Source organism: Bacillus sp. SA1-12 (genome assembly GCF_000981385.1).
In the GTDB taxonomy this organism is placed as follows: Bacteria; Bacillota; Bacilli; order Bacillales; family Bacillaceae; genus Metabacillus.
On the sequence record NZ_LATZ01000131.1, the window covers coordinates 70,203 to 96,079 of the forward strand.

The following is a 25,877-nucleotide window of genomic DNA, read 5'->3' on the forward strand; positions in this document are numbered from 1 at the left end:
CGTCTTTTGAGTCACCGTTTCTCCTCCTAGTCCTCTATTAAAGTTTTATTCTATTTAGAGCAACCACCTGTTGTGTCATTGAGGACTCGTAAGCACCTTTTACCACTTCCAATGTTCTTAATCCGTCTTCACCTGTTATAGACGGAGTTCGTTCTTCTTTAACACATGAGATAAAGTCATGAATGAGACCTTGATCCATATCTTCTGCCCACGGTAATTGGACAATCTTATTCTGGGCATCATCATAATGTAATGAATGTTGTTTAAAAACATCAACCGATAGATTCCCTTTTGTCCCGATGATTTCCATCGTTACATCTCCCCATGTCGGAAATGTTTTTGGCCGTGACCAGCTTGGATCAATCGTTACAACCACACCAGACTCAAGCTCAATCGTTACAATTCCACAGTCCTCTACATCAAGATCGTAAAACCTTGTGTCTAACTCAGCATAAACGCTTTTAACTTCATCATTCAGCATCCAACGAAGAAGATCCATTACATGAACGATATGGTCTGTTGCAGCACCGCCGCCGGACAATTCCTTTTCAATAAACCAGCCTCCTGGCATTAAACCATGATTGGTTCCGTTGACCGCAATCACTTCTCCAATTTCTCCCGATTGGATAATGTTTCTAACTTGTTGAATCACTGGAGAGAATCGAACAGGATAAGCCACTTGCAGGATAACCCCTTCTGCTTTACAAACGTCAATCATTGCCTTAGCATCTTCTATTTCCGTAGCAATTGGTTTTTCACATAAAATATGTTTTTTTGCACGTGCAGCAGCAAATACATGCTCCCTATGATGCGCATTTTCCGAACAAATGATGACGGCCTGAATGTCCAATTGCAGGAAACCAGCTAAATCTACATAATAATCACACTGAAATTGTTCAGCCATTTTAGAGCCTCTCGTCACATCTTGATCCCAAATAGCTGTTAATTCGACTTCAGGGTGATCCATTAGATGATGGGCATAGTTTAATGCATGCATATGGGCAAAGCTTATTATTCCAACCTTCATTGTCATGCTCCCCTCTCTATCAAATTTACAGGCTGACCGGTAGAAGCTGATCTTATCGCTGCTTCAGCTACTTCAATCGCTTTCAAAGCGTCTTCCGGAGTCACAAGCGGTGTTTTTCCATCTGTGATACATTCTTTGAAATGTCGCAATTGTTGGAGAATGGGTGATTCGCCTATGGGATTGTTCACTAACGCACCCGTTTCATTGAACTCATCTTTTAATGTGACCTTGATTGGTGAACGATCTTGATTACTAATAATCATTCCTTTATCTCCCGCTAATTCAAACGATGCCTCCAATGCGTTTTTTGCCCATGAAAGCTCAACATGTGCGATTGCTCCATCTTTCATTCTTAAGGTTACTAATGCATAGTCTAAAACTCGTCCGCTATTTACTTGCTTTTTAATATGTTTCGCAAAAACCTTCTTTACATCTCCAAAGGTCCATATTAACCAATCAAAATCATGAATCCCTAAATCTAAAAGGATTCCTCCGCTTTTATTGGCATCTGTATACCATGAATCACTGCCGTTTGGATAAGCAGTACCTCTGGAAAGTCTAATAACACCTGGTTTTCCAATCGCACCGCGTTTCACTTGTTGATGAGCCTGGGCATATTCAGACGAAAAGCGGAGTGTCTGACCCACAAATAATTGAACATTTTGCTTTTCGCATATCTCAATAATTGCTTTTGCTTCAACAGCATTTAACGCTAATGGCTTTTCACAAATAATCTGTTTTTTTGCTTCTGCTGCCTGTTTAATAAATTCGAAGTGAAGATGGGTTGGTAAACAAATATCAACGACATCTACTTCGACTGCATTCACTAGATCTTCTAATGATGTAAAGGGTTGGGCATTATACGTTAATCCTAAGTCCGTTACCTTATCAGGGTTGCGCCCAACGATTCCGACAATTTTACAGCCACCGATTTGCGACCATTTCTCCAAATGCCTTTGCCCCATTTTTCCAATCCCGATCACCGCAACTTTTAACATACCTATCATCACACCTTTTGTACTCTTTGTTTATTTATAACTCCCAATATTAGTAACTTAAATGGTTTGGTATGTGTTACTTTCGTTCCAAAACCGTCTAATGTTATCCATACCAATTTTGGATGCAGCACGGCATTCCTCCATCCCCTCAAATTCCAACGTAATATAGCCGTCATAACCGGAAGCTTTAATAAGCTTGACTATCTCTCTTATTTTGATATCTCCTTGTCCAACAATAGCTCCGCGTAAAAAGTTGCCATTGGAGGTTTTAAACCATTTTCCTGCACCAGGGTCATTATAGTAAGGCCGGAAATAAAAATCTTTAAAATGAATGAGGGATGCATATGGCAGATTCTTCTTTACACCTACAATTGGATCTTCATCCACACACATGAAATTGCCAATATCTAATGTTGTTTTAAAGTTTGGCCTGTCTACTGCTTGCAGCACCCTTTGGACCCGATCGCTATGCTGTACAGCAACTCCATGATTTTCAATGGTTGTTGTAATGCCAAATTGTGCGGCATAGTCAGCGATGCGGCGGCTACCTTCAATGATTTGGGGCAGGCTGTTTTCAAAGTATTCAATCGTCATTTTCTCAGGCGGCAAGGTAAAGGCCGTCACATCATGGCGCATATGCTTGATTCCCATACGATCCAAAAGGTCAACATGCTCCTTAAGCCTTGACACCTCTGCCTCAAATTCTTCCTCCGTTTCCTGGACAAAGTTTGCAGGCAATGAATAGTTTGATAGTTCAATCCCAACTTCCTTCGCTTTTTCACGCACTTGATCGGCAAGCTCCAGATTATCGACTAACGTGAAACCATAAGGAACGATTTCCATATGTTCTCCGCCATTTTCGGCAATCCATTCAACAACATCTAAAACATTCATTTCCCCTGCGTTAATGGCATCTAGTAAACTATATGTGCTTAAACCTAGTTTCATCGTAAAACACCCCTATTTTCATATATTGTTAGATTCAACTATTCAACTTTTCCGTGATAACAGACAGTGTCCGGTATAATTCTTCTAATTCCTCTAATTGTTCATTGCGTTTAAAATGTTGTGAATTCATTGTGATACATTTTTCAAAAGACTCTTTGTTCCAACCGTTCCAGGATGTCACAAACATACCGGGCATCTTCGCTTCCGCATCTTGTTCATGAGCCTGACGCTTACTATCATCTAAAAAATGAACGGCCGCATCTGTTTTGTACCAACAAGCCGGTATTACAGTAAAGCCCTTCTCAATAAAGTTTCCAATCGAAGGATATAACGCTATTTTTTCATAATGCCAATCCATGATGACAATATCTTTAGGAATGAGATCTATGGCTTTATGAGTACCAAACGTGTCTCCTTCCCATTGGTCATAACCAAGCTTTTCACTGTCGTTCAACCTATCTCCCCACATGAACATTTCAACGCCTCGATCTTTGACCAAATGCCCGTAAAGATCATTAACTGCCTTGGCAAATAAATCAGCTCGATCCTTCCCCTTACAGCGAGGACACTGATCATCTGTAAGTTCATATACTTCATCCATGCCAACATGAAAGGCATCTGCACCGAAAGCGTCAATCAATTCATCCAAGAGCTCAAAAATAAGTCGATTTACATCAGGATGCTTTGGGCACCAGCTTCTGCAGAAAAAATCCGGCCATTTTGCATCAAGAGGTATATGAGGTGTTTCATCAAATTCCGGATATGCTTTTAAAATTGAATTAGGTGCACCGCCCCACCCTTGGTGACCGAGGCATTGGAATAGAGGGATAAGTCGTATCCCGTTGTTACTGCATACTTCTGCTATTACTCTAGCATCCTGCTTCGTTAACGTTCCAGCGGTTACTTCTGGATGTGATTCAAAAACAAAGGAGGTATTACATTCCAAGAGCAAATGGTTTATTCCCTTTGGAACTAAAACCTTTTCAATAAATTCCTTAAATGGTTCAAGCAGTTCATGTGAACCAAATCTTAAATGAAATCCGCGGATAGGTTCTATTCGATTCATTAATTCGTTCACTCCCTATATAAATGGAAATTCCATTAGCTCAAATGGTTTAACCTTGCTAAAGGACTGCCTTTTACATACAAGTTGCATTGACTTAATAAAAATTCACTAAACATTGAATTAGCCCAGGAAAACCAAGGTCTCGTGAATTTTTCAGGTTCATCAACATGGAAACCTTCGTGCATAAAGTCTGTATTTGCATCGGTTCTTTTAAACAAATCAAGAATCTCAGTTTTCTCATCTTCTGATATGGCGGTCATCCCTTGAAGGGCTAAAGCAATATGCCAAATATAATGTTTTGGCGTGTGCGGGCTGCCAATCCCCTTTGCCACTTTTCCTTCATAATAGTAAGGGTTATCAGAACTAAGGATAAACTTTCTTGTATTTTGATAAACGGGATCATCGGGATCGCAATAACCTAAGTAAGGAATAGAGAGAAGACTTGGCACATTCGCATCATCCATCAAATGATGATTTCCAAGCCCATCTGTTTCATAGGCATAGATTGTTCCATAGTTTGGATGTTCAACCTTCCCATAAGTTTGAATACCGTGATCAATTTCATGTGCTAAATCAGAGGCTATTTGTGCAAGATGTTGATCCTCAAGAACCTTTTCTGCTATTTCTTTTAATTGGTTTAAGGCAACAACTGCAAACATGTTAGCAGGAATTAAATAGCCATATGTACACGCGTCATCACTGGGGCGAAATCCGCTCCAGGTCATGCCTGTATACCCAACAGGGGCTCCTTTTCCATCATGTGATAATGTATCCTGCGGCGGGCAGTTATCTCGTTCAAATAGATAACTAGACATCTCTTCGTGATGCTGCTCCGTTTTCCAGGTTTCGATGATCTTCGCAACCGCTTTCAAAAATAATTCATTAAAATGAGATGTCCTTCCACTGGCTTTCCAGAATAAATAAGAGAGCTGAATCGGGTAGCATAATGAATCAATTTCATATTTACGCTCCCATAAAAGCGGGGTCATGTCCGTCTTGTCGTCATGATAACGTTTTCCATTCGCCTCCTCATTAAATGCATTTGCATAAGGATCATGGATAATATAAGCCAATTGCCTTTTGATCACACCCTCAATTAAGTCTGCCATGTCCTGATCCTTTTCAGCTAAAAGTAAATATGGACGCACTTGTGCTGCAGAATCACGTAACCACATGGCCGGGATATCACCTGTTATCACAAAGGTGGTCCCATCCTCTCTTTGCTTCATTGTTGTTTCATACGTATTTGAAAAGCAGTTTTCAAAAAGTGCTTGGACTTTTCGATCATCGGAAAAAGACCCTTTCACTTCTTCTATCAATTGCTTCATTGATTCTGGTAATTTCTTATCCATAACGATCCCTCTTTACGTTTTATGATAAAACCTTATAAGCGATAGATTCTTATTTTAGTATTAGTCTTTCTTCCATTTTCACCTGCAAGCTATACAACCTTATCTCGATAAATAATCAGATCTCCTCCCTTCAACATAATGCAGATGCCCTAACCTTAAGTGATATTCAATAGCCTCGTCAATATGTCAATCTTGCTCTTTGTTGTCATTTACACCTCTTCTGATACATAGTTTCTTCAAGCGATATGTAGCTTTTGCGCGAATATGTAATCCCTTATATTTTTTATGTTATGACAAAGCAAAAAAGCATCCATCTCTACTAGAGTGTGAGTGCTTGGGTCACATGATGGAAAGATGGTTGATGTGAACAGGTAAACACCAACCAAACTTTCCATCAAAATATCTATATCAATTATATATCGCTTCTAACTCCGCCTATGGCTGCTCATCCTATCATAACTGTATATGACTTAACAAAACTTCATGCTGAAGGACTTCTGAAAGCAACACAATGGCCAATGCTTGACCATATGCCGTTGGAGCAATGATGATTTTCTTATAGTCCTCTTTTTCTTTTCCAATTGCAGTTCCTGCAGAAACATTTAATACCGTTCCGTCCTCTGAAATGTTTTTCAAAACGGCGTAAATGGATTTACGGCAAGCATTTAGATAATCAGAATCTAATAAGCCATAACGAATTCCTTTTAAAATTCCTGCCGTAATCGCTGCAGATCCTGATACCTCTGTGTAACTGTCCGAATCGTCAAGCAGTGTATGCCACAGCCCATTTTCAGATTGCAATTCTACTAATCTTTTAACTTGTGCTTTATATGTGGACACAATAGATATATAGGTCTCTTCTTCAAGATTATTCTTCATCATGTTAATAAATTCAGGAACAGCTAAGGTAAACCAGCTATTCCCGCGGCACCAAAAAGCGCCGCTAAAATGATGTTGATTTTCAAAATCCCATCCGTGGTAAAATAAAGACTCCTCTTGATTGAATAAATAGCGGATATGAAGCAAAAATTGATAAGCAGCTTCCTTTTTCCAATCTGCTTGCTTATATTCTATCCCCATTTTGCCCATGAACAGCACCACCATGAATAACGTATCAATCCAAATTTGACCTTCGTTAAGAGTTAGCTCGTCCTTTGTATCACCAGAGGTGACATGCTGCAAGCCATTTTCTTTTGTCCTTGGAGAGTGATGGTAAATCCAGTTCATCCATTGCAGAGCCAGCTCTTCCATATCTTCAAGATCCATGAGTGTTAACATCGGGGCAGTTGTATTGATATTTTTTAACGGCAAACCTCTTCTTATTTGTTCCTCAGCCCAATTTTTGCTAAACACATCATAACTTGGGAATTCATCATTCTCAGCAAGGTTTCTTAATCCGTATAACCCCACACCTTGAGGCCAGTCCCACTCTTCCATGCCAAAATCTCTCGGAAAATAACCAATCCTTGCTCCGTCTTCCGCTTTTTTTAAGCTTTCTTCATTATTGGGTCTTTTTAAATGCAATAATTGATTCGTGATCTTTCGTACCGCCTTACAAACATCCTCCTTCAAATGAACGACCTCTCCTTCCAATATTCGTTTTTATCAGTTAATGGGCATTCTTTTTAATTGGTTAGATATTAAATAGGTATTGCCAAAATAATCCCGGTTTTTTATAAATGAACTTAATCGCTATTTCCTCAATCGTATCTTCATTCAAGATCAAAAATCTTTATCCTCCTTCATTCCGCCTCTGTTACATAATCAACAAAATTTTCACCAGTATGCTTTTTGAATGAGATCTTCTTTCCCTTACGTATGGCTGTTTATGCTTTACATTCACCTTCGAGTCAACATTATCGTTTTATGTTGTAAGCGCTTAACAATAATTTATAAGGAATGTTATTTATTTTAAATAACATTCCTTCTACCTTCTGCCCAATGTGCAATTATAGATAATCTTATATTTTCTAGATTTTTATCTTTTTTTCTGCTATTTTAGCTTGATCTCAATGACTCGATCGAATGGAGTCATAAGGTTTAATGATAAGTGTTTACAGCCTGCTGAATGTTCATCTTCACGAAGCGTATCTAACCAATGTTCATGGGCGCCTGATGAGATTTCAAGTGAAAGATTTCCAACTGAATAAGCTGCCTTCCCTTCTGTTAAGAAGTATTGCTCATTCTGAACATGTTTCACTCCTTCTCCACTAAACGTTCCCTTTTGATCAAAAATAAACGTCACCTGAGTAAAGACCTCATCCAATTGATCGCTTTTAATGTGAATTCTCCACACGTCTGTCCCTGGAGTGATCTTTACAGTGATTTCGTGCTTCTGAAGATGTGTAATATCACGATGCTGATGAGGAAGCAAATACCAAGGAATACCATTACCATCAACACTCTGCAGTTCCCCTAAAAAATGCTTCGGAATAGGTGAATTATATCCTTTCTCCATCGTAGCTCTTAACACATAGCTATCATTCTGTTCTATCAATTCATTGAAATATACAATTCCTGGTGAAAAGGCAGTAGAAATCTTTGTCCCTAAAAGTCTCAATTCTCCGTGACGAAGTGAGAAAAATGAAGGTGTATTCGTCATGATCGTCGCACTAGTATCTTTTTTTCGATAACGTACTATTGGTGACCCAAAGGCAGTATGCGGGGCACTGTGCAAGATTTTGAGATTATGCCCTACATCAGCAATCTTACTTAAATACTTAGAACGGGGAAACTGTTTATTGATGGTTTTCACATATTCGTTTGGAATAGGCTGCCGTTCAATCTCATTATTCATTCTCTCTGGATAAAGGAGGTGTCCAATCATTGCATTAGAATCAACACTGCCAGGTTCAGTTACACTTTCAGCCGCGAAGTCTGCCATGTAAGCAAAAAGCCGATTATTGTCATGTGCCGCCATTAAGCGATATATGACATAATAATTTGATAGATTCGACGTTACTCCGAAATCCTGTCTGCCCGAATAATCTGTAACAACTTCTCCTGAGGGATGAACAAGATATTGCATTAATTCCAGATTCCTTCTAACCGGCTCGAGAAGCTCTGGGCAATTTAAATTTTGTGAAGCATGGTAGAGCATCATATTGTTTACGGCATTATAAATTCCATTACTTCGTTCCGTCCATTCTCCATCCTCTGTAAAGTCTAATCCTTCCGCTAACCACTCTTCAGCACGATTCAACAACTTTTTGTTTGGAAATAGTTGATTTAAAAAGGAAAGAGCCGCAGTCAGGACCCAACGATGATTTGGAGTATGGCAGCCGCCAGTGAGAAGGGCAGGAACAGTCCGTTCTAAGAAAACCTTCAGATTGGCACAAACCTCATCGTACATGTGTGATGATTGTTTGTTTAATAACAAATAAACCTGTGATAAACCTACTACCACAAATCCAGTATCCGGCGGGGAATGATAATTCGTTGATCCTAACGAAATCGTTCCATCCTGATGCTGATGCCTTAGCATATATTCTGACATTTTTCTTAATCGTTCAATTAATTCCTCATTATGATAAAAATGAGAATCAGGGTTTACAATTGAGGCAACCCAGGCCGCCAAAATTCTCGGTGTATTCCAGTGGCTTGGCAAGGCAACTCCCATAGCCGGATCAATAATGCCGCCAAAATATTTACTGTTCGGATCAAGATCTTGGTAATTCACCATTTTCATTGTAAAAGATTCATTTGATTGCAGAATTTTTTGATACATTTCGTTTCCCCCTTGCCTTCATAATGAAAGTTCATGCTCCAGCTGATAGAAAATAGTTCTATTGTGTTTCTCTAACAATAGTTTGTATTTTCCGAAAACTCAACAAAAAAATCGCCTTTCTATCAAAATATCTGCTTTTGAAACTTTATTATTGACTTTACTGAAAAATACACGCAACCCTACCAATAAGATATCCACTTTACTCAAAAGGCAATTTTTCTTTGGAAGGAGCTCTTCCATATCACTCTGATTTTTCAAAGGGGAAGTGAAATCGTAAATGGAGGATATATGTGACCTGATCGCTCGATTAGCCAATATGAATCTATGTGGATTGCTTTCCCTTTAGTGGGCTTACTCTTTTTTGGGTTCCTACCACCTGCTGCTGACATGTTTACGATTTTATAAAAATGATTAATGGGTGATCATGAGTTTTCCATCTTCCAAACATTCTCGTATACCGAAAAAACGGATTAATCGGTGCTCTATTGGATGCAGACCTGCAAATTTTCCAATTCGGAACAACTGCTTTTTTCTGTAAAAGTCTACCGCTTTTATTCTGATGCGGGCATCCTCACTATGTTTTAATAAGCTTGTGAAAAATAAATGAATCCCAAGAAGACCTCTGCTAATAAGCATACGTGTTCTTGGGATTCCAAAAAATGAATATGGATTTAATTCTAAATAGGAAGAATCTATTAATTACCGGCAAAACAAGACGATTATTTCCCAGAAAATACATCCTTCGACTGAAACTGATAGAAAGGAACTGCATTTATTGTCAGAAAAAGCTCAGACAATATTAAATTATTTCCATCATAGAACCTTTAAAAACAAAGGAGCATTTAGCTTGGAGTCTTGCACTAGCTGAAGAGGAATAAAACAATTTTATTATGAACCCCTAGCTCTTCTTTTACCTTTTCTATTAGATTCTATATCACCTGATAATAGTTATTTTCAATTTTAATTCCATCCGATAGTAGTGTTTCAAACCCCCAATTAATTTAATTCCACTCACCATAACTTATTGCCCGTTGCTTCCAGTTCCTTTGCTAATTTTTATGATATAGGAAAGTCCATAATCTCCAGGTTGCAGCTGCAGACACTTCACCAAATCGGATCTGGACCAAGATCTCCTTCCATTTTTATATCATTAGTTATGCCGTTTTTACAGAAGCAATTCATGTTACACTCTTCCCCTTTGATTTTTAGGATTACTCCAATTGCCTTCCTATTTAATCTTTCTCTGCTTTAATATTCCTGCTAATATTGGAAAACCTGTACCAATAATCGTTACTGGCAAGATCCATTTACCAAATCCGCTTCCCCAGCCTAATGCTATGGATACTGATTCAAATAATATGAGAGCAAAAAGAACCAGACAAATATTCTTTAATTGATTAACGAGTTTTCGGCTATGCAGATGAAACTGTGCTGCATTCATTTTTTTCAATCGCTCAGGGTAGTTATGTACCTCTGGAAATCTTTCTAACACCTGCATGATAACAATAATAACTGCACCTACAAGAGGTAAAATGAGAAGTTCCCATTTGGATCCCCAGCGATCTACTTCACCCGAAGCATTGTAATGCCCTGGCACTTTTCCAGGAAGGATACTCCAAACAAAGATTAAAAAAATAATAGAGGCTGCGTAAGAGGAATAGCCAATGATATCCCAAATCCATTCACCTTTTGTTTTTAGTAACTTCATTTTAGGGCGATCAGAATAATTTGACACACTACTTTCCCCCCTTCTAAATGTTGAAGAGTACACATTATAGTGAGACTTCCACTTATCTTGGAAGAAACTGCTTAAACTTAAAACAGAGATTTTACTGCCCATTAAGTTTAGGATAAAACTATAAATCTGTTAAAACAATAACTTCCCCATTCGATGCATCCACTCCATATTGACAATCTAATTTCCCGCATAAAACATACTGTTTTCGTTTAAAGTCATAAACATAATAAGGCTTTAGTTCAAGCAATCCTTTGACCTTCTCATATGCTTCTTCTTTTTTTATTGTAATATTATCAGGGACTTGAAATTGATCAAAAATCTCCAGCATCGACTTGTTATCTATGTAATTTACAGCTTGAAGGCTATCTGCATCTATCATGACATTGATTTGTCTTTGAAATACACGATTTAGCGGTTATGAGCTAATTGCTCGGCTTTCAACCATAAAAGAGAATTAACCTAAAAAAGTCTGTCACTTCAAGACATAATAATCCCTTTGTGACAGACTCCGCCAATGTGAAATATCCAGCAATCTTATCGATAACTGCTTAAATTCATACTACTTGTAACTTATTCCCCCAGTTCTTTACTTCTTCTTTGTTCACTTCCAATCACTCCTTCATTTTTGTAAACTTCCTTCAAATCATCTCTGACACTTTCTTTTGAAAGAGCAACATTTGAGCGGTAAGCCGCACGTACTATGACATGGGCTGCAACCGGAGCCGTAAGAAAGACAAAGAATATACCAAGAAATAACCGGATGCTAAAAATACCTTCCATGATAAAAAAGAGAAAGGTACCAACAAGTATAAATAGGACACCCATTGTTGATCCTTTTGAAAGTGCATGAGAGCGAGTATAAAGGTCAGGGAGGCGAATTAATCCAATTGCACTTAAAAAACTAAAAATGGTACCAATCAATATTAAACTTACTGCAATCAGTTCAATCTGAATGATTACGTTCAATGACCACACCTCTTTCAATATATCTCGCAAAGGCAATTGTCCCAATAAAGGAGAGAATGCCAATTAATAAAATCACTTCAAAAAATCCTGTACTTCTTAGCAAAACTGAAAATATAGCAACTCCTGATATTAAATTAATCCCTAATGCATCGAGTGCCTGCACCCTATCTGGTGCTGTCGGTCCTTTTACCAACCGATAAATCGTAGCAAAAATGGCAAAGCTCAAGAAAATTAATGAGCAAATTAAAATTCCCTGTATCATGAACGTGTCACCTTCTTTATTGCTTTTTCAAATTTTGTTTTAGATTGAAGAACAGCATCACTTGATTCCGGGATATCCATCGCATGTATATAAAACTTTTTACTATTCGAAGAAACCTCCACTACAACCGATCCAGGTGTCAATGTTAGCAATAAGGCTAATAAGGTAATCTCCAAATCACCATCTAACTCCGTTTCCAATGTAAAAATACCTGGGGTAATATTGATTCTAGGCCGCATCACCTGTCGAACAACTAATATACTGGAAGTAAATAATTCAATGATAAACACAAGGAAAAGTTGAACAATGGCAAGCAATGTCACTAAATAAAATTTTGTTGGCAAATATCTTCTCAGGATAAAAAGGACCAACAAACCAAATAAGTAACCGCTAAAGAATGTTAATACACTCCAATCATCTTGAAGAAACATCCAGATAACACCGATTAATAAATTAATTAACACTTGCATGGGCATGGCTGCCACCCCTTTCTGCTATCAAGAATACGAATTAGGTTATTGCCCTTGACCACTGCCCAATACAGCTTCAATATAAATACTTGGATTCATTAAGCCTTCTACGGCATAATCAACGTAAGTATGAATTCCTTCCGCACCTACTCCCAGGGCAATTGTTAACACGGTCAGAATTCCTATAGGTAACAATAACCCCTTGGTTGTCCCCTTTTCATTCTCCTCAGTTAAGTCCGTATATCCCCAAAAGCAACTCATAAATATTTTCATAATTGAATATAAAACCATAAGGCTGGTAAGTAATCCAATCCCACCCAACCAAAAGTATCCTGCTTCAAAAGTTCCTTCTGAGATAAAAATCTTTCCTAAAAATCCGCTTAGTGGCGGAATTCCCGATAATGATAAGGCAGCAATAAAAAACATCCAGCCTAATCCCGGGTGCAACCGGATAAGACCACTTATTTCATTAAGTTTACTCGTTCCTGTAAGATGAATGATTGTTCCGCCTAATAAGAAAATAAGGGCTTTAACAATCATATCGTGGATCAGATAGAATAACGATCCCGTCATTCCTTCCGTTGTGAAAGAAGCCACTCCGGCTAAAATAAATCCCACACCAACAATTACGTTATAGGTTAATATTTTCTTAATATCTCTATAAGCTACTGCCCCTATTGCTCCTAATATCATGGTTGCGGCTGCCAATATTCCTATTAACAAATGCGTAACTCCTGGTTCATGATAAAAGACTAACGTAAAAACTCTAATAATCGCATACATTCCTACCTTAGTTAATAACGCAGCAAATATAGCAGCAACTACAGTAGGCGGAGCACTATAAGAACCAGGAAGCCAATAAAATAGAAATAAGCCGGCTTTTAAACTAAACACGATTAAAAATAGAATTGCTACCGTATTCATAAGTCCCTCTTGTCCAACCTCTGCAACACGAACAGAAAGATGAGCAAAATTCAACGTACCAGACATGGCATATAAATAGGCAATAGCAACCAGAAATAGAAAAGAGGAGATGATATTTATTAGAATATACTTAATAGACTCCCTTAGCTGTATTCTCGTTCCGCCATGTGAAATCAGCACATAGGAAGAAACTAACATGACTTCAAAGCAGACAAATAAATTAAACATGTCTCCTGTAAGGAATGAGCCATTAACCCCGGTAATTAGACACAAAAACAAAGGGTAAAAGTAGTAAGATTCCCGTTCTCTTCCTATCGAGTGAAAAGCATATAATAAGCAACATAAGGAAACAATACAAGTCACAAGTACAAGCAAAACTGAAAACATATCAGCGACCAAACTTACACCAAAGGGGGCTTCCCAACCTCCTAAATGCAGTAATTGAATCCCCTCATTTTCAATCTGAACCATCAAATAAATGGCCACGGCACCAACCACTGCTATAGATATAATACTAAGACACCTTTGGAAATTAATATTTTTCTTCCAAATGACCATTATCATTCCTGTGATGATGGGAATGATGATGGGCAATATCACTAAATTATTCATTTTCAATACCTCCAAGTTGCTCTGTATCATCCGTGCCCAAAAATTTATAAGCGCGGTAACTTAACACTAGAAACAGAGCAGTTGTGGCAAAATTTATGACAATCGCCGTTAATAAGAGGGCTTGCGGCAGTGAATCAGCATAGGTAAGATTCTTTATTCCAAGGAGCGGCGGACCTCCCTTTTTTAATCCTCCCATAGTGATAATGAGTAGATTAACACCATGACCAAGAATCGATGTTCCTAAAATAATTTGCAATAAACGTTTCGACAAAATCAGATAAATACCAATAGCAAATAATATTCCGACAAGGATAGACATTAATGTTTCCATTATCGATCATCACCTATACTCAATATTATCGTGATGGAGGTGCCAATTACCGCCAACGCTACTCCAACATCAAAAATCACTGCTGTTGCCAATTCTGTCTTTCCGAAAACAGGCAGATTAAAATAGCCGAAAGACTGAGATAAAAATGGTACATTAAACACCATAGATCCGACCCCTGTCAGAACAGAAATCAGAACCCCCACTGCAGCCAAAATTTTAAAATCTACCGGAATATTATTAAGAACCGTTTCAATATCAAACGAAATAAATAAAAGGATTAAGGCAGATGCAAAAGCCAGACCGCCGATAAAACCACCGCCTGGATAATGATGGCCTGAGACAAAAAGATTTATTGCAAATGTAAGAATGATCACGACTGCCACTTTTGTGACACTTCTGATGATGACATCATTTGGTTCCTTCATTTTTATCCCCCCCTGATATTCTTAGCTTTATTAAGGTATAAACTCCTAAACCGGCAATGCATAGCACTAAAATTTCCAGCATGGTATCAAACCCTCGGAAATCAACGAGGATTGCATTTACGATATTTTTTGCTCCCGCCAATTCATAGGAGTTTTCATAATAACTCGAAATTGATTCGAAGAAACGATTCCCATTAGCAGATAGTGCAACAATCGCAACAACAACACCCACACCAATCGAGATAACAGCATTAACGGCTTTAAATCGCACACGACTTACTTCTTTCCGAAGCTGAGGTAAATGATAGAAACATAACAGGAACAGAGCTGTTGTAACCGTCTCAACCACCAATTGGGTTAAAGCCAAATCTGGGGCTCGAAATAAGACGAAGAAAAAAGATACAAGAAAACCCAGTCCCCCAACAGCAACAATACTGGTCATTCTATTCTTTGAAAAAAGAACCGTTAATGCAGTAGTAACCATTGCAATCATTAATCCTGCTTCAAAAAAATTAACAGGTGCATCAACAGAGGGGTTAAAGGAAAACCCATCGAACAACAACATCGACCCGCCTAAAAGAATGATGATAAATGAAAAAATATAGACGAGATAATGACGAATAAACCCTGTCATATACTGATCAGTAATAAAGCGGGAAACATTCTCCATCTTTTCTATTCCAAAGTTATAGATATTATTTAATGTTAGACTCTCTGGATAAAAGTGATAGATTCGATGCCATTTTTTCAAAGAAATATATAATAGCGTTCCAACGCCTATCACCCCAAGAGTCATAAATAACTCTGTATTCCAGCCATGCCAAGCACTAATTTTGACATATAGTTCTCCATCCTGAGCAAGTGTTGGCAAAACAGCACTTAAAGCCGGTTTTAATAAATAGTGTGAAAGGACATTTGGAAAAAAGAAAATCACAATTACAAGGGAAGCAAGAACTAGTGGGGGAATTAACATTCCAATTGGTGCCTCATGCACTTCCCTGCCCAGTTTTTCAGGCTTATTTTTGCCTCTAAAAGTTTTAAATACTAATATCATGCTGTACACAAATGTAAACAAACTGGCAATCCATGCGATGATAGGAATGATCATCCCAATATATTCCGCACTAAAAACCGGCAGTTGTGCAGCATTTAATACTGCTGTAAAGAACATTTCTTTACTTAAAAAACCGTTAAAGGGAGGAAGACCTGCCATAGCGAAACTGCCAATTACAGCAATGGTAAATGAAACCGGCATGAAGTGGATTAAGCCACCTAACCTTCGAATATCACGCGTCCCGGTCTCATGATCAATGATGCCAACAACCATAAACAAGCACCCTTTAAAGGTTGAATGGTTCACTAAGTGGAAGATCGCAGCAAATATAGCTACTGCATAGACGGAAGAATCATCTCCTATCTTGAAATACAAAGAGGCAGAACCAAGACCAAGCAGGCTCATGATTAAACCTAATTGACTTATGGTTGAGTATGCCAGCAAGGCCTTAAGGTCAGTTTGCCTTACAGCATTTACAGAGCCGTATAATAAAGTAATGATCCCTACTCCTGACACGATCCAGAACCATTCAGCAAATCCTCCAAAAACTGGTGTGAGACGAGCAACTAAGTAGATTCCCGCTTTAACCATGGTAGCAGAATGTAAATATGCACTTATTGGTGTTGGTGCCTCCATTGCGTCTGGTAACCAAATGCTGAATGGAAACTGTGCTGACTTAGTAAACGCACCAATGAGAATCAGAATCATTGCCGGAATAAATAATGAGTGTGAAGGAAAAACAGCTGCATGACTCACCATTTCACGGATACTATAAGTGTCCGAGATCATGGCAAGCATAATGAAACCTGCCAGCATTGCAAGTCCGCCAAATATCGTAATCAACATAGACTTTTGCGCACCATATCGTGATTTTTCACGTTCATACCAATACGCAATTAATAGGAAGGAAGACACACTTGTCATTTCCCAAAATACATATAAAACAAAAATATTATCAGAAAAAACCAGACCGAGCATCGCTCCCATAAACAACAACAGATAAACATAGAAATTATGAAGCGCCTCACGATGTTTAGACATATAGTAAATGGAATAGAGAATAACTAAAGCACCGATTCCTGCAATTAACAATCCAAAAACTAGACTTAATCCGTCCACATGAGTTGTAAAGTTAATATTATATGATGGAAGCCACGGGACAGTAGCTGTGAATGTATTTCCTTGAGAGATTCTGGGTATAAAGGTTAAAAGGTTAATAAATATCAACAATGGAACGAAAAGGACAAACCACCCCGTATGGATGCGCGGAGTGAATTTCTTATATAGGTACGGGACCGCTATTGCAAAGATAAATGGAATTAAGATCAACAGGTGTAACCAAGACATCATTTCCCCTCCCAATTAGTATTAGTTAAAAATGACATATTTCAACGATTGACTGAATGTGTAGCATGCGTTATAGTCATACATAGTTTATTGTAAGTTGTATTTTTTTTTAGGTTAATTCACAGCCATACTGAGGTGAACTAATAATGAAGAGAATAAAGGGACGCATGGACGAAAGCATCCTCGTCTGTGTATATTATGGTCCTAATGGAGAACGTCTCATACAACGGGGCTGTAAGATTGCCAATATGCTTGATTGTCCTCTTTACATCCTGACCGTTGATCCTAAACCCTACGATGATTTGGATGCAGAAAAGACAAGTTATATTACACGATGGAAACAGTTAGCGGAGCAACATAGTGCTGATGCTTTCATTATTAAAGATAATGAACACAGACCAATTACGAAAGTAATCGCAGAGGTTGCACGTGAAAAGAATATTACACAGATCATTCTTGGCCAAACAGCTCAAAGCCGTTGGGAACAAATTGCAAAAGGGTCAATTATCAACTCTCTACTACGTGAAATCCCCTTTGTTGACCTGCATATTATTTCTGTATCACGTTATCTTAAAAATCCCGATAGACACTTTGAAAAAGGAGTACGTGCTTATCTGATAAAGGAGCACGGCCAATATCGACTCATCTTTAAACATACAAAGAATATTGAATATGAAGGCATTTTCTTTAAGGAGTATGGAACTGACTTTAACAACGGTATTTTCAAATTTATGAAGGATAAAGAAACCTTACAAGTCCAAGTAAATGAAGATATCGTTACAGACTTAACAAATGTTGAAATGAATTCAAATTTAAACTCTGATGACGATTACTTATAAAACCCTCCCTCCACCATTGGTGGAGGCTTTTTATTTATCCCCAACTTACAAGTTAATGTCGACTTTAATCATATCTTGATCTTGTTTATTTATCCCTATATAGCGTAATGTTTCAGAAGGGGACTGATGATGATAGATGTCCATAATGATTGAAATAGCTATCCCCTTCCGATACGCATGATATCCAAATGTTTTTCTAAGGGTGTGCATCCCTATTTTCTCTTTTATCCCAACCTCTTCGGCTGCTTTATGGATAATCCGATAAGCCTGCTGACGAGTAATCGGTTGGTTAATCTTTTTGGACTTAAACAAATAATCATTTTCATTAAACTCTCGGCTGCTTAAATATTTTTCTAACTCCATTTGAATGGAGTTATTAATATAATGTGCCCGTGTATGACCACTTTTTTCATCTTTTAAATATAAAAATTCCTTAATATGCTCTCCATCCCACACATCGATAACCCTTAAAGAAAGTAAATCACTCACCCTAATTCCTGTATTGATCCCAAATACAAAAAGCAATAAATCCCTCTGCGATTGTTTCCTTAATATGTTCTTTATCGCATTTATATTCTCTATATCTCTTATAGGGTTAACATACTCCATAAGATTTCCTCCCATATCAGGTTACATAATAATATATTAGCATATATTAAGTAACATTACCAAAAGATATGCAAAATATTCTTATTCACGAATGAAAAAAACAGTTTTATCCCAACCTCTTTTATCACCATAAAAGGTTGGGAATCCCTGTCGCTGCTAACCTATACAGAGTGGCACATTATTGTTTCTTGGGGTCTTTGTTTCCGGCATTACCGCCAATTGGTTATTGGGGAAGAAACTTGAAGGATCAGAGACTTAAATGATTTCTATGTTCCTATACTTGGAACCTTTAAAACGTAGTTGCCTCTGGTTTCCTTTTATAAAGAAAAGTTTTCATCATAAGTGTTGCTGGAGGAATCATAATTATAATAGGAGTAATTATTGTGGATGGACAGCAAGTTGCTTTTCCTATGTTATTGAGCCTTTTCACGAAAAAAAACGACTTTAGGAGGAAGGCTTCATGACAATGTCAAACAAGATAAAAAATGTTTTAGATGCCTTAAAAAATCCATCTAAAGACGAATTGAAGGACGCTCTATTGCAGTTAAATATGACACTCGATGATCTCGCTCACTTACCAGAACCATCTAACGGCAAACCCTATAACCGAAAGCTTCTATATAAAAATGAAGAAGTGGAACTGCTCGTAATGAATTGGTCCGAACTAGAATGTGCCCCTCACGATCATGGAAATTCATCAGGCTGGATCCAGGTCCTCTCCGGCACATCCTGCAATTCAGTTTATGAAGTGAACGAGAATGGTTTGCCTGTCGAATTATTCCATCAGTATTACCAAAAAGGAACATCTTTTTATGCTCCTAAAAAAGCCATCCATAAAATGAAAGCCTCTAATCATTCAGATTTGGTCACTCTCCACCTCTATTCCCCACCCATTACCGGAATGATCGTTTATGATTTACAAAAATGTGCTGCATGTGTCGTATCAGATGATTGCGGAGCATGGTGGCCTGATGAACAATATCAGAAGGTGAAGGAAATGCGGTTTAGGAAGGAATGATAAAAAAAGAGCAACGAGAAAGTTGCCCTTTTGAAAGTAAATTACCCCTATGTTAGCGCCTGATTACTGTTGATTGTTACAAAGGAAAAAGCACTATTGACTAACCGAAATACCTATTATACTTATCCCCTATATACGTATTCAATCAGATAAATCAGGTGTCTTTTGATAAATTTCTCATCACATATATTGTTTCCTTCTAAATGTTCCTGTTTTTCTCAAACTTAGCTGTATTGGTTCGCAAAGTTTGTGATTGGATTCAATGCTAATGCAACATACCAACATACCTTGATTCAGGTTATTTGAAGAATGTTATATTTTCAATAGAGAAAAGCGAATCCTTAACAGCATCCGTCGCAATGAAAAGCTTCAATCTCTCACTTTACCCATAAGAATTGATATGGCTCAAGCGTTACAATCGAGTTAATTTCTTCACCGGTTAACAGGTCATGGCCCTTCATGCCAATCTCAACCTCCACCTGTTTAGAATCGACATTGACAATAAAAAACACTTCATCTCCTGTCGTTTCATTGCATCGCTTCAATGCAAAAACATTCGAACCAAGATCAACAACGGTTTGCGGGGCATAAGGAGAGAAAGCACTCTGCTGCTGGCGAATCGATATCATCTGCCGTAAACCTTGGAAAATTCCCTTGCGGCGTGAGTTTTCCTTCAACTCTCTAGTGATCTTGGCGAACTCAAGCTTTTCTCGGTTAATCCGGCGATTGATCCCTGAGGCTTCGAGTCCATCGTAATCATTTTCAGACCCAAGCAAAGAATGATAGTATATGGCCGGTACGCCCATCACTGACAGAAGAATCGAATGAGCCGCGAGCATTTTTTTCACCGCTAACTCTTCGGTATCATCCTCGTCTTTGTTGATTAACGCGTTGGAGTAATTGATATTCATCTCATAGACAGACTGGCTGCTATCGCTATTGGTTTTATAAGAAATTCGCCCGCCATTTTCTACAACTTTATCTACCAATCTTTGTTTCTCTTCTTCTGACAAGATCCCTTCTGTCGGACGCATGCCAATACCATCATGGCTGGCGAGGAAATTAAAGTAGGTTGCTTCATTAGAAACCTTTCCGATCGTCTTCGCCCATGAAGACAACTTCGTTGCATCATGCGTCGTCATCGTGTGCAAGACAAGCGGCGGGAGTGAAAACTGATAGACCATATGCGCTTCATTGGTGCCGTCGCCAAAGTAACTGATGTTTTCATGATGCGGTACATTTGTTTCCGTAATGATCTGTGTATTCGGCTTGAAGTAATTTAAGACATCACGCCAAAGCTGAATAATCGCATGGGCTTCCGGTAAATGCATCGAAGAAGTACCTGACTCCTTCCAGATGAAACCAATCGCATCCAAGCGGATGCTAGACGCTCCTTTCTGGGCATAAGAAAGCAGAATTTCCGTTGTCTCGAGCAAAACAGGGAAATGGCGGAAGTTTAAATCCACCTGATCTTCACTAAAGGTAGTCCACGCCGTCTTAGCCCCAGCCTTCCCCTCATATTCATGAAAGAGCGGTGAGGTTCTTGGCCTAACAACTTGCTCAGTGTTAAACGCTGGATTCTTTGGAATAAAATAGTCCTGATATTTTCCCTCTCCGTTAAGATACTCTTGAAACCACCCGCTGGATTTCGAGATATGGTTCGCAACGAAATCATACATCAGCCGGTAATCGCGGGACATGCCCGTAATATACTCCCACGTCCCTAATTCAGGGTTAATCTCCTTGTAATCCACAACGGAAAAGCCATCATCAGAGGTGTAAGGGAACATCGGCAGCAAGTGTACATCGGTAATCGTCTCCTGGACTTCCTGTTTTAAAAACTGATGCAATGTTTCTAATGTTGGTTTACCCTGCTCAAAAATACTGTCACCATACGTAATTAAATAGATATTTTTTTCGGAAGGAGCATCAATTCCTGCCCATTCCTTCTTCTCCCATTGCCTAATAAGCTCGAGGAAATCCTCTAAAAAGCTCTCCTGATATTCTTCTTGATAAATACTCTTTAGCTTTTCTTCTATTGTTTTCAAGATCAACATGCCATCATCTCCCAATTTAATAATAAATAAAACTCGTCTGCCAGCGAGCCCTTAGTACGAAGACAGAGGTTCAGTAACTTCTATGCTGATAGGAAACATATCCTTTTCCATCAGTCAAAAAAGCTGTAGACAAAACGAAGGTTTATCTACAGACATTTTTAATTAATCTATGAATATGCTGCTTTTACTTTCTCCCAAACAAGCTGTGATGTTGTGTCAACAGTATAATCTGCTTTGGCAAGGCTTGGACCTACGCCGACTGCAAACATTCCGCTTGCTTTAATTGATTCAATTCCTGCCTGCGCATCCTCAATACCAATGGATCGGGCTGGGTTAGCTCCTAAACCGCTGCAGGCTGTTAGAAAAATCTCCGGGTCTGGCTTCGATTTACTGATCTTCGCTGCATCGGCACAATAATCAAAAATACCTTCAAGCTGTAAAGCCTTTAAAACCGTTCCGGCATTTTTGGAAACAGATGCAAGTCCAATCGGAATCCCTTCTTCTTTAATCGCTGCAATTAACTCCTTAATACCTGGTAAGACATCGTCTGGTGTTAACTCTTTTAAGAATTCACAGTAATGAGCATTCTTCTTGGCAGCCATTTCTTCTTTTTGCGCCATGCTAAATTCATTTTGCCGATTTCCCTCCTGTAAAATCAACTCGAGAGAGTCCATGCGGCTTACCCCTTTCAATCGTTCATTAAACACTTCATCTATGACGATACCAAACTCTTCCGCCAGCTGTTTCCAGGCAAGGAAATGAAAATGCGCCGTATCCGTAATTACTCCATCTAAATCAAACACAACCGCTTCTATCCGTTTGTTCTCCATTCTTTCCACCTCTTTTCAGTCGGTAATCTCCACTTCAAGCCGATCCTTCAATTCAAATAAACTTCCATTTATCTCAATCTTTAATTCTAAGCCTGAGAGCTTAGTAATCTCACAAATTTGATGAGTCAATTTAAATTCTAGCTTCCTTCCCTGATAGCTTAGAGGAAACTTTAGTTCTTTCCAGTTTGCCGGCAGCTTAGGAGTTAATGCCAGCCGGTCAGCACGCATCGTCATATTTGCAAAACCAAAGATTGCAGCCAGCCAAATTGCTCCTAAGGAAGCAGCATGAATTCCTTCGTCCGAAGAACGCGGATTTGTTCCTAAATCAATTAAACATGCTTCCTGAAAAAAGCGGTACGCAGCAGCATAATCGTCACAGCGGGCTGCCACAATCGCGTGAATTGCTTTGCTTAGTGATGAATCATGGATTGTATGCTCTTCATAATAAAATAGATTTTTCCTTACGATCTCACTAGAAAACAAATCCGGTAAGAGATACAGCAGCATCACAACATCGGCCTGCTTAAGAATTTGCATTTCATTGACTTCCTTACGGGAATAATCGAGTAATATCGCCTGGCTTCCCTGCTTTTGTTTATAAGGGCTCAAATCAATTTCAGATTTTGTTAAGAAAGTATCGTCCTGCGGAATAATCTGTTCATCATTCGGCTCCGGGAGATACAAACGCTTAAGGAAGTCACGGCCCTTCTCAAACAGCTCTGCTTCCTCATCCATATACTGTTCCATAAAATAAAGGGCTTGTTCTACATTGTAATAGGCCAAGTAATTCGTATACGCATTATTATTGATGTGCTCCGTATACTCGTCCGGTCCGATTACATCATGAATCGAAAGCTTGCCGCCTTCATCCACTGTCCTGCTGATCCAAAAACGTGCTGTTTCTTTAAGCAGAGCAAGACCTTCATTTTTCATAAAGTCTTCATCGATGGTGCTTTCATAATACTGGACAACGGCGAAGGCAATGTCTGCCACGATATGGTGTTCAGCAAGCGCGGAGGCTACCTTTTGACGAGTACCAGTCCGAATATTGATTGCTGCAAACTCAGGTGTCTCTTCTTTTCCGGTAAAAGCACTTTCCCACGGGAATAACGCTCCCTCATACTTATTTTGAGCCGCCTTTTCTTTTGCTTCCTGCAAATGCTTATATCGGTACTGCAAAAGCTTTTTGGCTGTTTCCGGCTCCGTGTAAAGGTGAAATGGAGCAAGGAAAATTTCCGTATCCCAAAATACATGCCCTTTATACCCTTCTCCAGTGAGACCTTTAGCACCGATACTAAAACGCTCATCATGGGCGGGTGTCATAATCTCGATGTGGTAAAGAGCAAAATCCATCGCAGTTTGATCAAATTCATTACTAGAAGTAATCGAGACACGCTTCAGTTGCCAAAACTCCTGCCACATAGCTGCCGATTGTGCAAGTAAACCATCATAGCCTTTTGGAGTCAGGGTTTGAACAGCCTCCAAGCTAATCGTTTCCGGATCATCACACTCATGGGAAGTATAAACCGTTCCGATTTTTTCAAGCACAAAAGGCTCAGCCTGAGCAACCTTACATGAAATTCCCGAAAGCAGCTGGCGGTTTTTAGCAGAAAACGTCACTTTACTCGTTTCAGGTACATGAATGCCTGCCGCAATCGCCACAATCACTCCGGATTCAGTTGTCTGATATACACCCTGGATGATTTCTTCGTTATAAACCCGGACACTTTCTTCGATTACATGCTGTTTTCCAAAGTTTGTCTGCTGGGCATCAATACCGGTCACAATCTTGATCTCAGCTTGTTTATCTAAGCTAATAATCGTTACCTTTAAAGCCGCAACGTGCAAATCATGCTTGCTGACAAACCTTTGAAAGAGAAGCTGATAACGGGCTCCTGCTTTGCTCCTCCAGACAATCTCCCTCCTTAATTCACCTGTTTCAAAATGCAACACTCGTTCATAGGAGACCACTTCACCTTGAAGCAGGGAAAAAGGCTGACCGTCGATTTCAATCACCATACCGCTGATATCCGGTAAGTTCACGATCTCGGATGGTTCATTTGCTGTCGCTTTATTGTAGACGCCGGCCACATACATTCCGCGGTTTTGACCTGTATAGTCTTCCTCATGGGTGCCGCGAATACCTAAATAACCATTTCCTAGAGCTAGTAAACTCGCATACTTATTCAGATAATGTAAGTCAAAACCATGTTCATAAATTCCTCTTTTTTTCTTCATAGTGCTACACTTTCACCTTTTTCAGCAGATTGATACAATCCTTCGATGAGTTGTTGAATAACGTAACCTTGCTTTCCGTCCGCCACCATAACCTCTTTTCCTAAACAGCGATTGACGAATGCTTTCATACTTTTGTAAGGGCGGTCAGCATCAGCCGTCTCCCTGTCCAAGTAGTAAACCAGCTCGCCGCCTTCATCGGTATAGATCTGAGCGGGGAAAAGAGTGGCGCCGGCCGCATCACCGCAAAATTCTACATTCATTATCGATGGATCCTTTATATTTAAAGCAAATGATGTTTCTAGTTGGATGATTCCTCCGCCTTTAAGTTCAATAAAACCAAATAAGGAATCCTCCACCTCATACTTGTTTGGGTCCCATTCACCCAGTGTACCTTTCGATTTTTTCGTGCCAATCTTTTGATACATTTTTGCTGTGACTCGTTCGATTTTCGGGAATCCCAGAATATAGAGGGCAGCATCAAGCATATGTGATCCCAGATCAATCAGCGGACCGCCTCCCTGTACATCCTTGTTGGTAAAACTTCCCCAGCCGGGAATACCGCAGCGGCGTAATGCCTTTACCTTCGTGACATAGACATCTCCAAGCACACCCTCTTTCACCTTTTCATGGAGAATCGTGACATCGTCGGCAAAACGATGATGAAAATTATAGGCGAGGAGACAGCCATTTGCCTCGGCAGCATCTTGCATCTTCTTGGCTTCCTCTGCTGAAATCGCTGGCGGTTTCTCACAGAGCACGTCACAGCCATTTGCAATCGCAAGCAGAACATGTTCACAATGAAAACGATTCGGAGTACAAACACTTACAATATCGGGCCTGATGGCAGCGTACATTTCTTCCTCATTCGTATAGTAATGCGGAATACCGTTGCGCTCAGCAAAGCTTTTTACACGTTCTATATTAGTGCCAACCACCGCCACCACATCGAGTTCTTCTCGTGTTTGATAATAGGAAACATGAACTTTTTCGGCTACTTGTCCAGGTCCAATAATCGCAACCTTCTTTTTCACTCTATACG

23 protein-coding genes are annotated in these 25,877 nt (G+C 39.1%); 2 read left to right on the forward strand and 21 right to left on the reverse strand.

Annotated elements, in window-relative coordinates:
- Positions 1 to 37: 37 nt before the first annotated feature.
- The 16 genes from WQ54_RS27770 to WQ54_RS27850 form a co-directional block, all read right to left on the reverse strand.
- Complete coding sequence (locus WQ54_RS27770; RefSeq protein ID WP_046589488.1) at positions 38 to 1,027, reverse strand: Gfo/Idh/MocA family protein; 990 nt, start codon at positions 1,025 to 1,027, stop codon at positions 38 to 40.
- A gap of 2 nt (positions 1,028 to 1,029) precedes the next feature.
- Positions 1,030 to 2,025, reverse strand: a complete 996-nt coding sequence (locus WQ54_RS27775) for a Gfo/Idh/MocA family protein (RefSeq protein WP_046589490.1) — start codon at positions 2,023 to 2,025, stop codon at positions 1,030 to 1,032.
- A 57-nt stretch (positions 2,026 to 2,082) separates the two neighbouring features.
- Entirely contained in the window at positions 2,083 to 2,973 is an 891-nt protein-coding gene (locus WQ54_RS27780) for a sugar phosphate isomerase/epimerase (RefSeq protein ID WP_046589492.1), read from the reverse strand.
- A 34-nt stretch (positions 2,974 to 3,007) separates the two neighbouring features.
- Entirely contained in the window at positions 3,008 to 4,039 is a 1,032-nt protein-coding gene (locus tag WQ54_RS27785; RefSeq protein WP_046589495.1) for a family 20 glycosylhydrolase, read from the reverse strand.
- A gap of 35 nt (positions 4,040 to 4,074) precedes the next feature.
- Positions 4,075 to 5,391, reverse strand: coding sequence for a glycoside hydrolase family 125 protein (locus WQ54_RS27790; RefSeq protein ID WP_046589497.1), 1,317 nt, complete (start codon positions 5,389 to 5,391; stop codon positions 4,075 to 4,077).
- Between the two features lie 453 nt (positions 5,392 to 5,844).
- Positions 5,845 to 6,963 carry a glycoside hydrolase family 105 protein gene (locus tag WQ54_RS27795; RefSeq protein ID WP_046589499.1) on the reverse strand — a complete coding sequence of 373 codons (1,119 nt, stop codon included), beginning with the start codon at positions 6,961 to 6,963 and terminating at the stop codon, positions 5,845 to 5,847.
- A gap of 421 nt (positions 6,964 to 7,384) precedes the next feature.
- Positions 7,385 to 9,118: a hypothetical protein gene (locus tag WQ54_RS27800; protein WP_046589501.1), complete on the reverse strand. Its 1,734-nt coding sequence runs from the start codon at positions 9,116 to 9,118 to the stop codon at positions 7,385 to 7,387.
- Between the two features lie 1,228 nt (positions 9,119 to 10,346).
- The gene (locus tag WQ54_RS27810; RefSeq protein WP_046589759.1) at positions 10,347 to 10,826 is read right to left on the reverse strand and encodes a DUF1648 domain-containing protein; all 480 of its coding nucleotides are present in this window, start codon (positions 10,824 to 10,826) and stop codon (positions 10,347 to 10,349) included.
- 148 nt (positions 10,827 to 10,974) lie between these two features.
- Entirely contained in the window at positions 10,975 to 11,235 is a 261-nt protein-coding gene (locus WQ54_RS27815; protein WP_046589505.1) for a hypothetical protein, read from the reverse strand.
- Positions 11,236 to 11,426: 191 nt separating this feature from the next.
- Entirely contained in the window at positions 11,427 to 11,813 is a 387-nt protein-coding gene (gene mnhG / locus WQ54_RS27820) for a monovalent cation/H(+) antiporter subunit G (RefSeq protein ID WP_197089686.1), read from the reverse strand.
- A complete protein-coding gene (locus WQ54_RS27825; protein WP_046589508.1) occupies positions 11,800 to 12,084 on the reverse strand; it encodes a Na(+)/H(+) antiporter subunit F1 in 285 nt (94 codons plus the stop codon). The genes mnhG and WQ54_RS27825 overlap by 14 nt, the downstream gene beginning before the upstream one ends.
- On the reverse strand, positions 12,081 to 12,560 hold the full coding sequence (locus tag WQ54_RS27830) for a Na+/H+ antiporter subunit E (RefSeq protein WP_046589510.1): 480 nt from the start codon (positions 12,558 to 12,560) through the stop codon (positions 12,081 to 12,083). The genes WQ54_RS27825 and WQ54_RS27830 overlap by 4 nt, the downstream gene beginning before the upstream one ends.
- Before the next feature lie 39 nt (positions 12,561 to 12,599).
- The gene (locus tag WQ54_RS27835) at positions 12,600 to 14,090 is read right to left on the reverse strand and encodes a Na+/H+ antiporter subunit D (protein ID WP_046589511.1); all 1,491 of its coding nucleotides are present in this window, start codon (positions 14,088 to 14,090) and stop codon (positions 12,600 to 12,602) included.
- On the reverse strand, positions 14,083 to 14,421 hold the full coding sequence (locus tag WQ54_RS27840; RefSeq protein ID WP_046589514.1) for a Na(+)/H(+) antiporter subunit C: 339 nt from the start codon (positions 14,419 to 14,421) through the stop codon (positions 14,083 to 14,085). Before WQ54_RS27840 ends, WQ54_RS27835 begins: the two co-directional genes overlap by 8 nt.
- Positions 14,421 to 14,846 (reverse strand): Na(+)/H(+) antiporter subunit B, encoded by a 426-nt coding sequence (locus tag WQ54_RS27845; protein WP_046589517.1) that lies wholly within the window; start codon positions 14,844 to 14,846, stop codon positions 14,421 to 14,423. The genes WQ54_RS27840 and WQ54_RS27845 overlap by 1 nt, the downstream gene beginning before the upstream one ends.
- Complete coding sequence (locus tag WQ54_RS27850) at positions 14,830 to 17,247, reverse strand: Na+/H+ antiporter subunit A (RefSeq protein WP_046589519.1); 2,418 nt, start codon at positions 17,245 to 17,247, stop codon at positions 14,830 to 14,832. Before WQ54_RS27850 ends, WQ54_RS27845 begins: the two co-directional genes overlap by 17 nt.
- A gap of 146 nt (positions 17,248 to 17,393) precedes the next feature.
- Here WQ54_RS27850 and WQ54_RS27855 point away from each other — a divergent pair, with 146 nt between their 5' ends.
- A complete protein-coding gene (locus WQ54_RS27855; RefSeq protein WP_046589521.1) occupies positions 17,394 to 18,086 on the forward strand; it encodes a universal stress protein in 693 nt (230 codons plus the stop codon).
- Positions 18,087 to 18,131: 45 nt separating this feature from the next.
- Here the strand turns inward: WQ54_RS27855 and WQ54_RS27860 are convergent, their stop codons facing one another.
- Positions 18,132 to 18,695 carry a tyrosine-type recombinase/integrase gene (locus tag WQ54_RS27860; RefSeq protein ID WP_046589523.1) on the reverse strand — a complete coding sequence of 188 codons (564 nt, stop codon included), beginning with the start codon at positions 18,693 to 18,695 and terminating at the stop codon, positions 18,132 to 18,134.
- Between the two features lie 460 nt (positions 18,696 to 19,155).
- On the opposite strand from WQ54_RS27860, the gene WQ54_RS27865 reads away from it, so the two are divergent.
- On the forward strand, positions 19,156 to 19,713 hold the full coding sequence (locus WQ54_RS27865) for a cysteine dioxygenase family protein (RefSeq protein ID WP_046589524.1): 558 nt from the start codon (positions 19,156 to 19,158) through the stop codon (positions 19,711 to 19,713).
- A gap of 377 nt (positions 19,714 to 20,090) precedes the next feature.
- Here the strand turns inward: WQ54_RS27865 and WQ54_RS27870 are convergent, their stop codons facing one another.
- From WQ54_RS27870 to WQ54_RS27885, 4 genes are all read right to left on the reverse strand, one after another.
- Positions 20,091 to 21,770: an alpha-amylase family glycosyl hydrolase gene (locus WQ54_RS27870; protein ID WP_046589526.1), complete on the reverse strand. Its 1,680-nt coding sequence runs from the start codon at positions 21,768 to 21,770 to the stop codon at positions 20,091 to 20,093.
- Between the two features lie 167 nt (positions 21,771 to 21,937).
- Entirely contained in the window at positions 21,938 to 22,600 is a 663-nt protein-coding gene (gene pgmB / locus WQ54_RS27875) for a beta-phosphoglucomutase (RefSeq protein ID WP_046589528.1), read from the reverse strand.
- A gap of 15 nt (positions 22,601 to 22,615) precedes the next feature.
- Positions 22,616 to 24,838, reverse strand: coding sequence for a glycoside hydrolase family 65 protein (locus WQ54_RS27880; protein WP_046589530.1), 2,223 nt, complete (start codon positions 24,836 to 24,838; stop codon positions 22,616 to 22,618).
- Complete coding sequence (locus tag WQ54_RS27885; protein WP_046589531.1) at positions 24,835 to 25,869, reverse strand: Gfo/Idh/MocA family protein; 1,035 nt, start codon at positions 25,867 to 25,869, stop codon at positions 24,835 to 24,837. The genes WQ54_RS27880 and WQ54_RS27885 overlap by 4 nt, the downstream gene beginning before the upstream one ends.
- Between the last annotated feature and the right edge of the window lie 8 nt (positions 25,870 to 25,877).

Coding starts and splice junctions, on each gene's coding strand:
- WQ54_RS27770 (WP_046589488.1), bottom strand. CDS start 1,027: ATGAAGGTTGGAATAATAAGCTTTGCCCATATGCATGCATTAAACTAT.
- WQ54_RS27775 (WP_046589490.1), bottom strand. CDS start 2,025: ATGTTAAAAGTTGCGGTGATCGGGATTGGAAAAATGGGGCAAAGGCAT.
- WQ54_RS27780 (WP_046589492.1), bottom strand. CDS start 2,973: ATGAAACTAGGTTTAAGCACATATAGTTTACTAGATGCCATTAACGCA.
- WQ54_RS27785 (WP_046589495.1), bottom strand. CDS start 4,039: ATGAATCGAATAGAACCTATCCGCGGATTTCATTTAAGATTTGGTTCA.
- WQ54_RS27790 (WP_046589497.1), bottom strand. CDS start 5,391: ATGGATAAGAAATTACCAGAATCAATGAAGCAATTGATAGAAGAAGTG.
- WQ54_RS27800 (WP_046589501.1), bottom strand. CDS start 9,118: ATGTATCAAAAAATTCTGCAATCAAATGAATCTTTTACAATGAAAATG.
- WQ54_RS27810 (WP_046589759.1), bottom strand. CDS start 10,826: ATGAAGTTACTAAAAACAAAAGGTGAATGGATTTGGGATATCATTGGC.
- WQ54_RS27815 (WP_046589505.1), bottom strand. CDS start 11,235: ATGATAGATGCAGATAGCCTTCAAGCTGTAAATTACATAGATAACAAG.
- WQ54_RS27825 (WP_046589508.1), bottom strand. CDS start 12,084: ATGATACAGGGAATTTTAATTTGCTCATTAATTTTCTTGAGCTTTGCC.
- WQ54_RS27830 (WP_046589510.1), bottom strand. CDS start 12,560: ATGCCCATGCAAGTGTTAATTAATTTATTAATCGGTGTTATCTGGATG.
- WQ54_RS27835 (WP_046589511.1), bottom strand. CDS start 14,090: ATGAATAATTTAGTGATATTGCCCATCATCATTCCCATCATCACAGGA.
- WQ54_RS27840 (WP_046589514.1), bottom strand. CDS start 14,421: ATGGAAACATTAATGTCTATCCTTGTCGGAATATTATTTGCTATTGGT.
- WQ54_RS27845 (WP_046589517.1), bottom strand. CDS start 14,846: ATGAAGGAACCAAATGATGTCATCATCAGAAGTGTCACAAAAGTGGCA.
- WQ54_RS27850 (WP_046589519.1), bottom strand. CDS start 17,247: ATGTCTTGGTTACACCTGTTGATCTTAATTCCATTTATCTTTGCAATA.
- WQ54_RS27855 (WP_046589521.1), top strand. CDS start 17,394: ATGAAGAGAATAAAGGGACGCATGGACGAAAGCATCCTCGTCTGTGTA.
- WQ54_RS27860 (WP_046589523.1), bottom strand. CDS start 18,695: ATGGAGTATGTTAACCCTATAAGAGATATAGAGAATATAAATGCGATA.
- WQ54_RS27865 (WP_046589524.1), top strand. CDS start 19,156: ATGACAATGTCAAACAAGATAAAAAATGTTTTAGATGCCTTAAAAAAT.
- WQ54_RS27870 (WP_046589526.1), bottom strand. CDS start 21,770: ATGTTGATCTTGAAAACAATAGAAGAAAAGCTAAAGAGTATTTATCAA.
- pgmB (WP_046589528.1), bottom strand. CDS start 22,600: ATGGAGAACAAACGGATAGAAGCGGTTGTGTTTGATTTAGATGGAGTA.
- WQ54_RS27880 (WP_046589530.1), bottom strand. CDS start 24,838: ATGAAGAAAAAAAGAGGAATTTATGAACATGGTTTTGACTTACATTAT.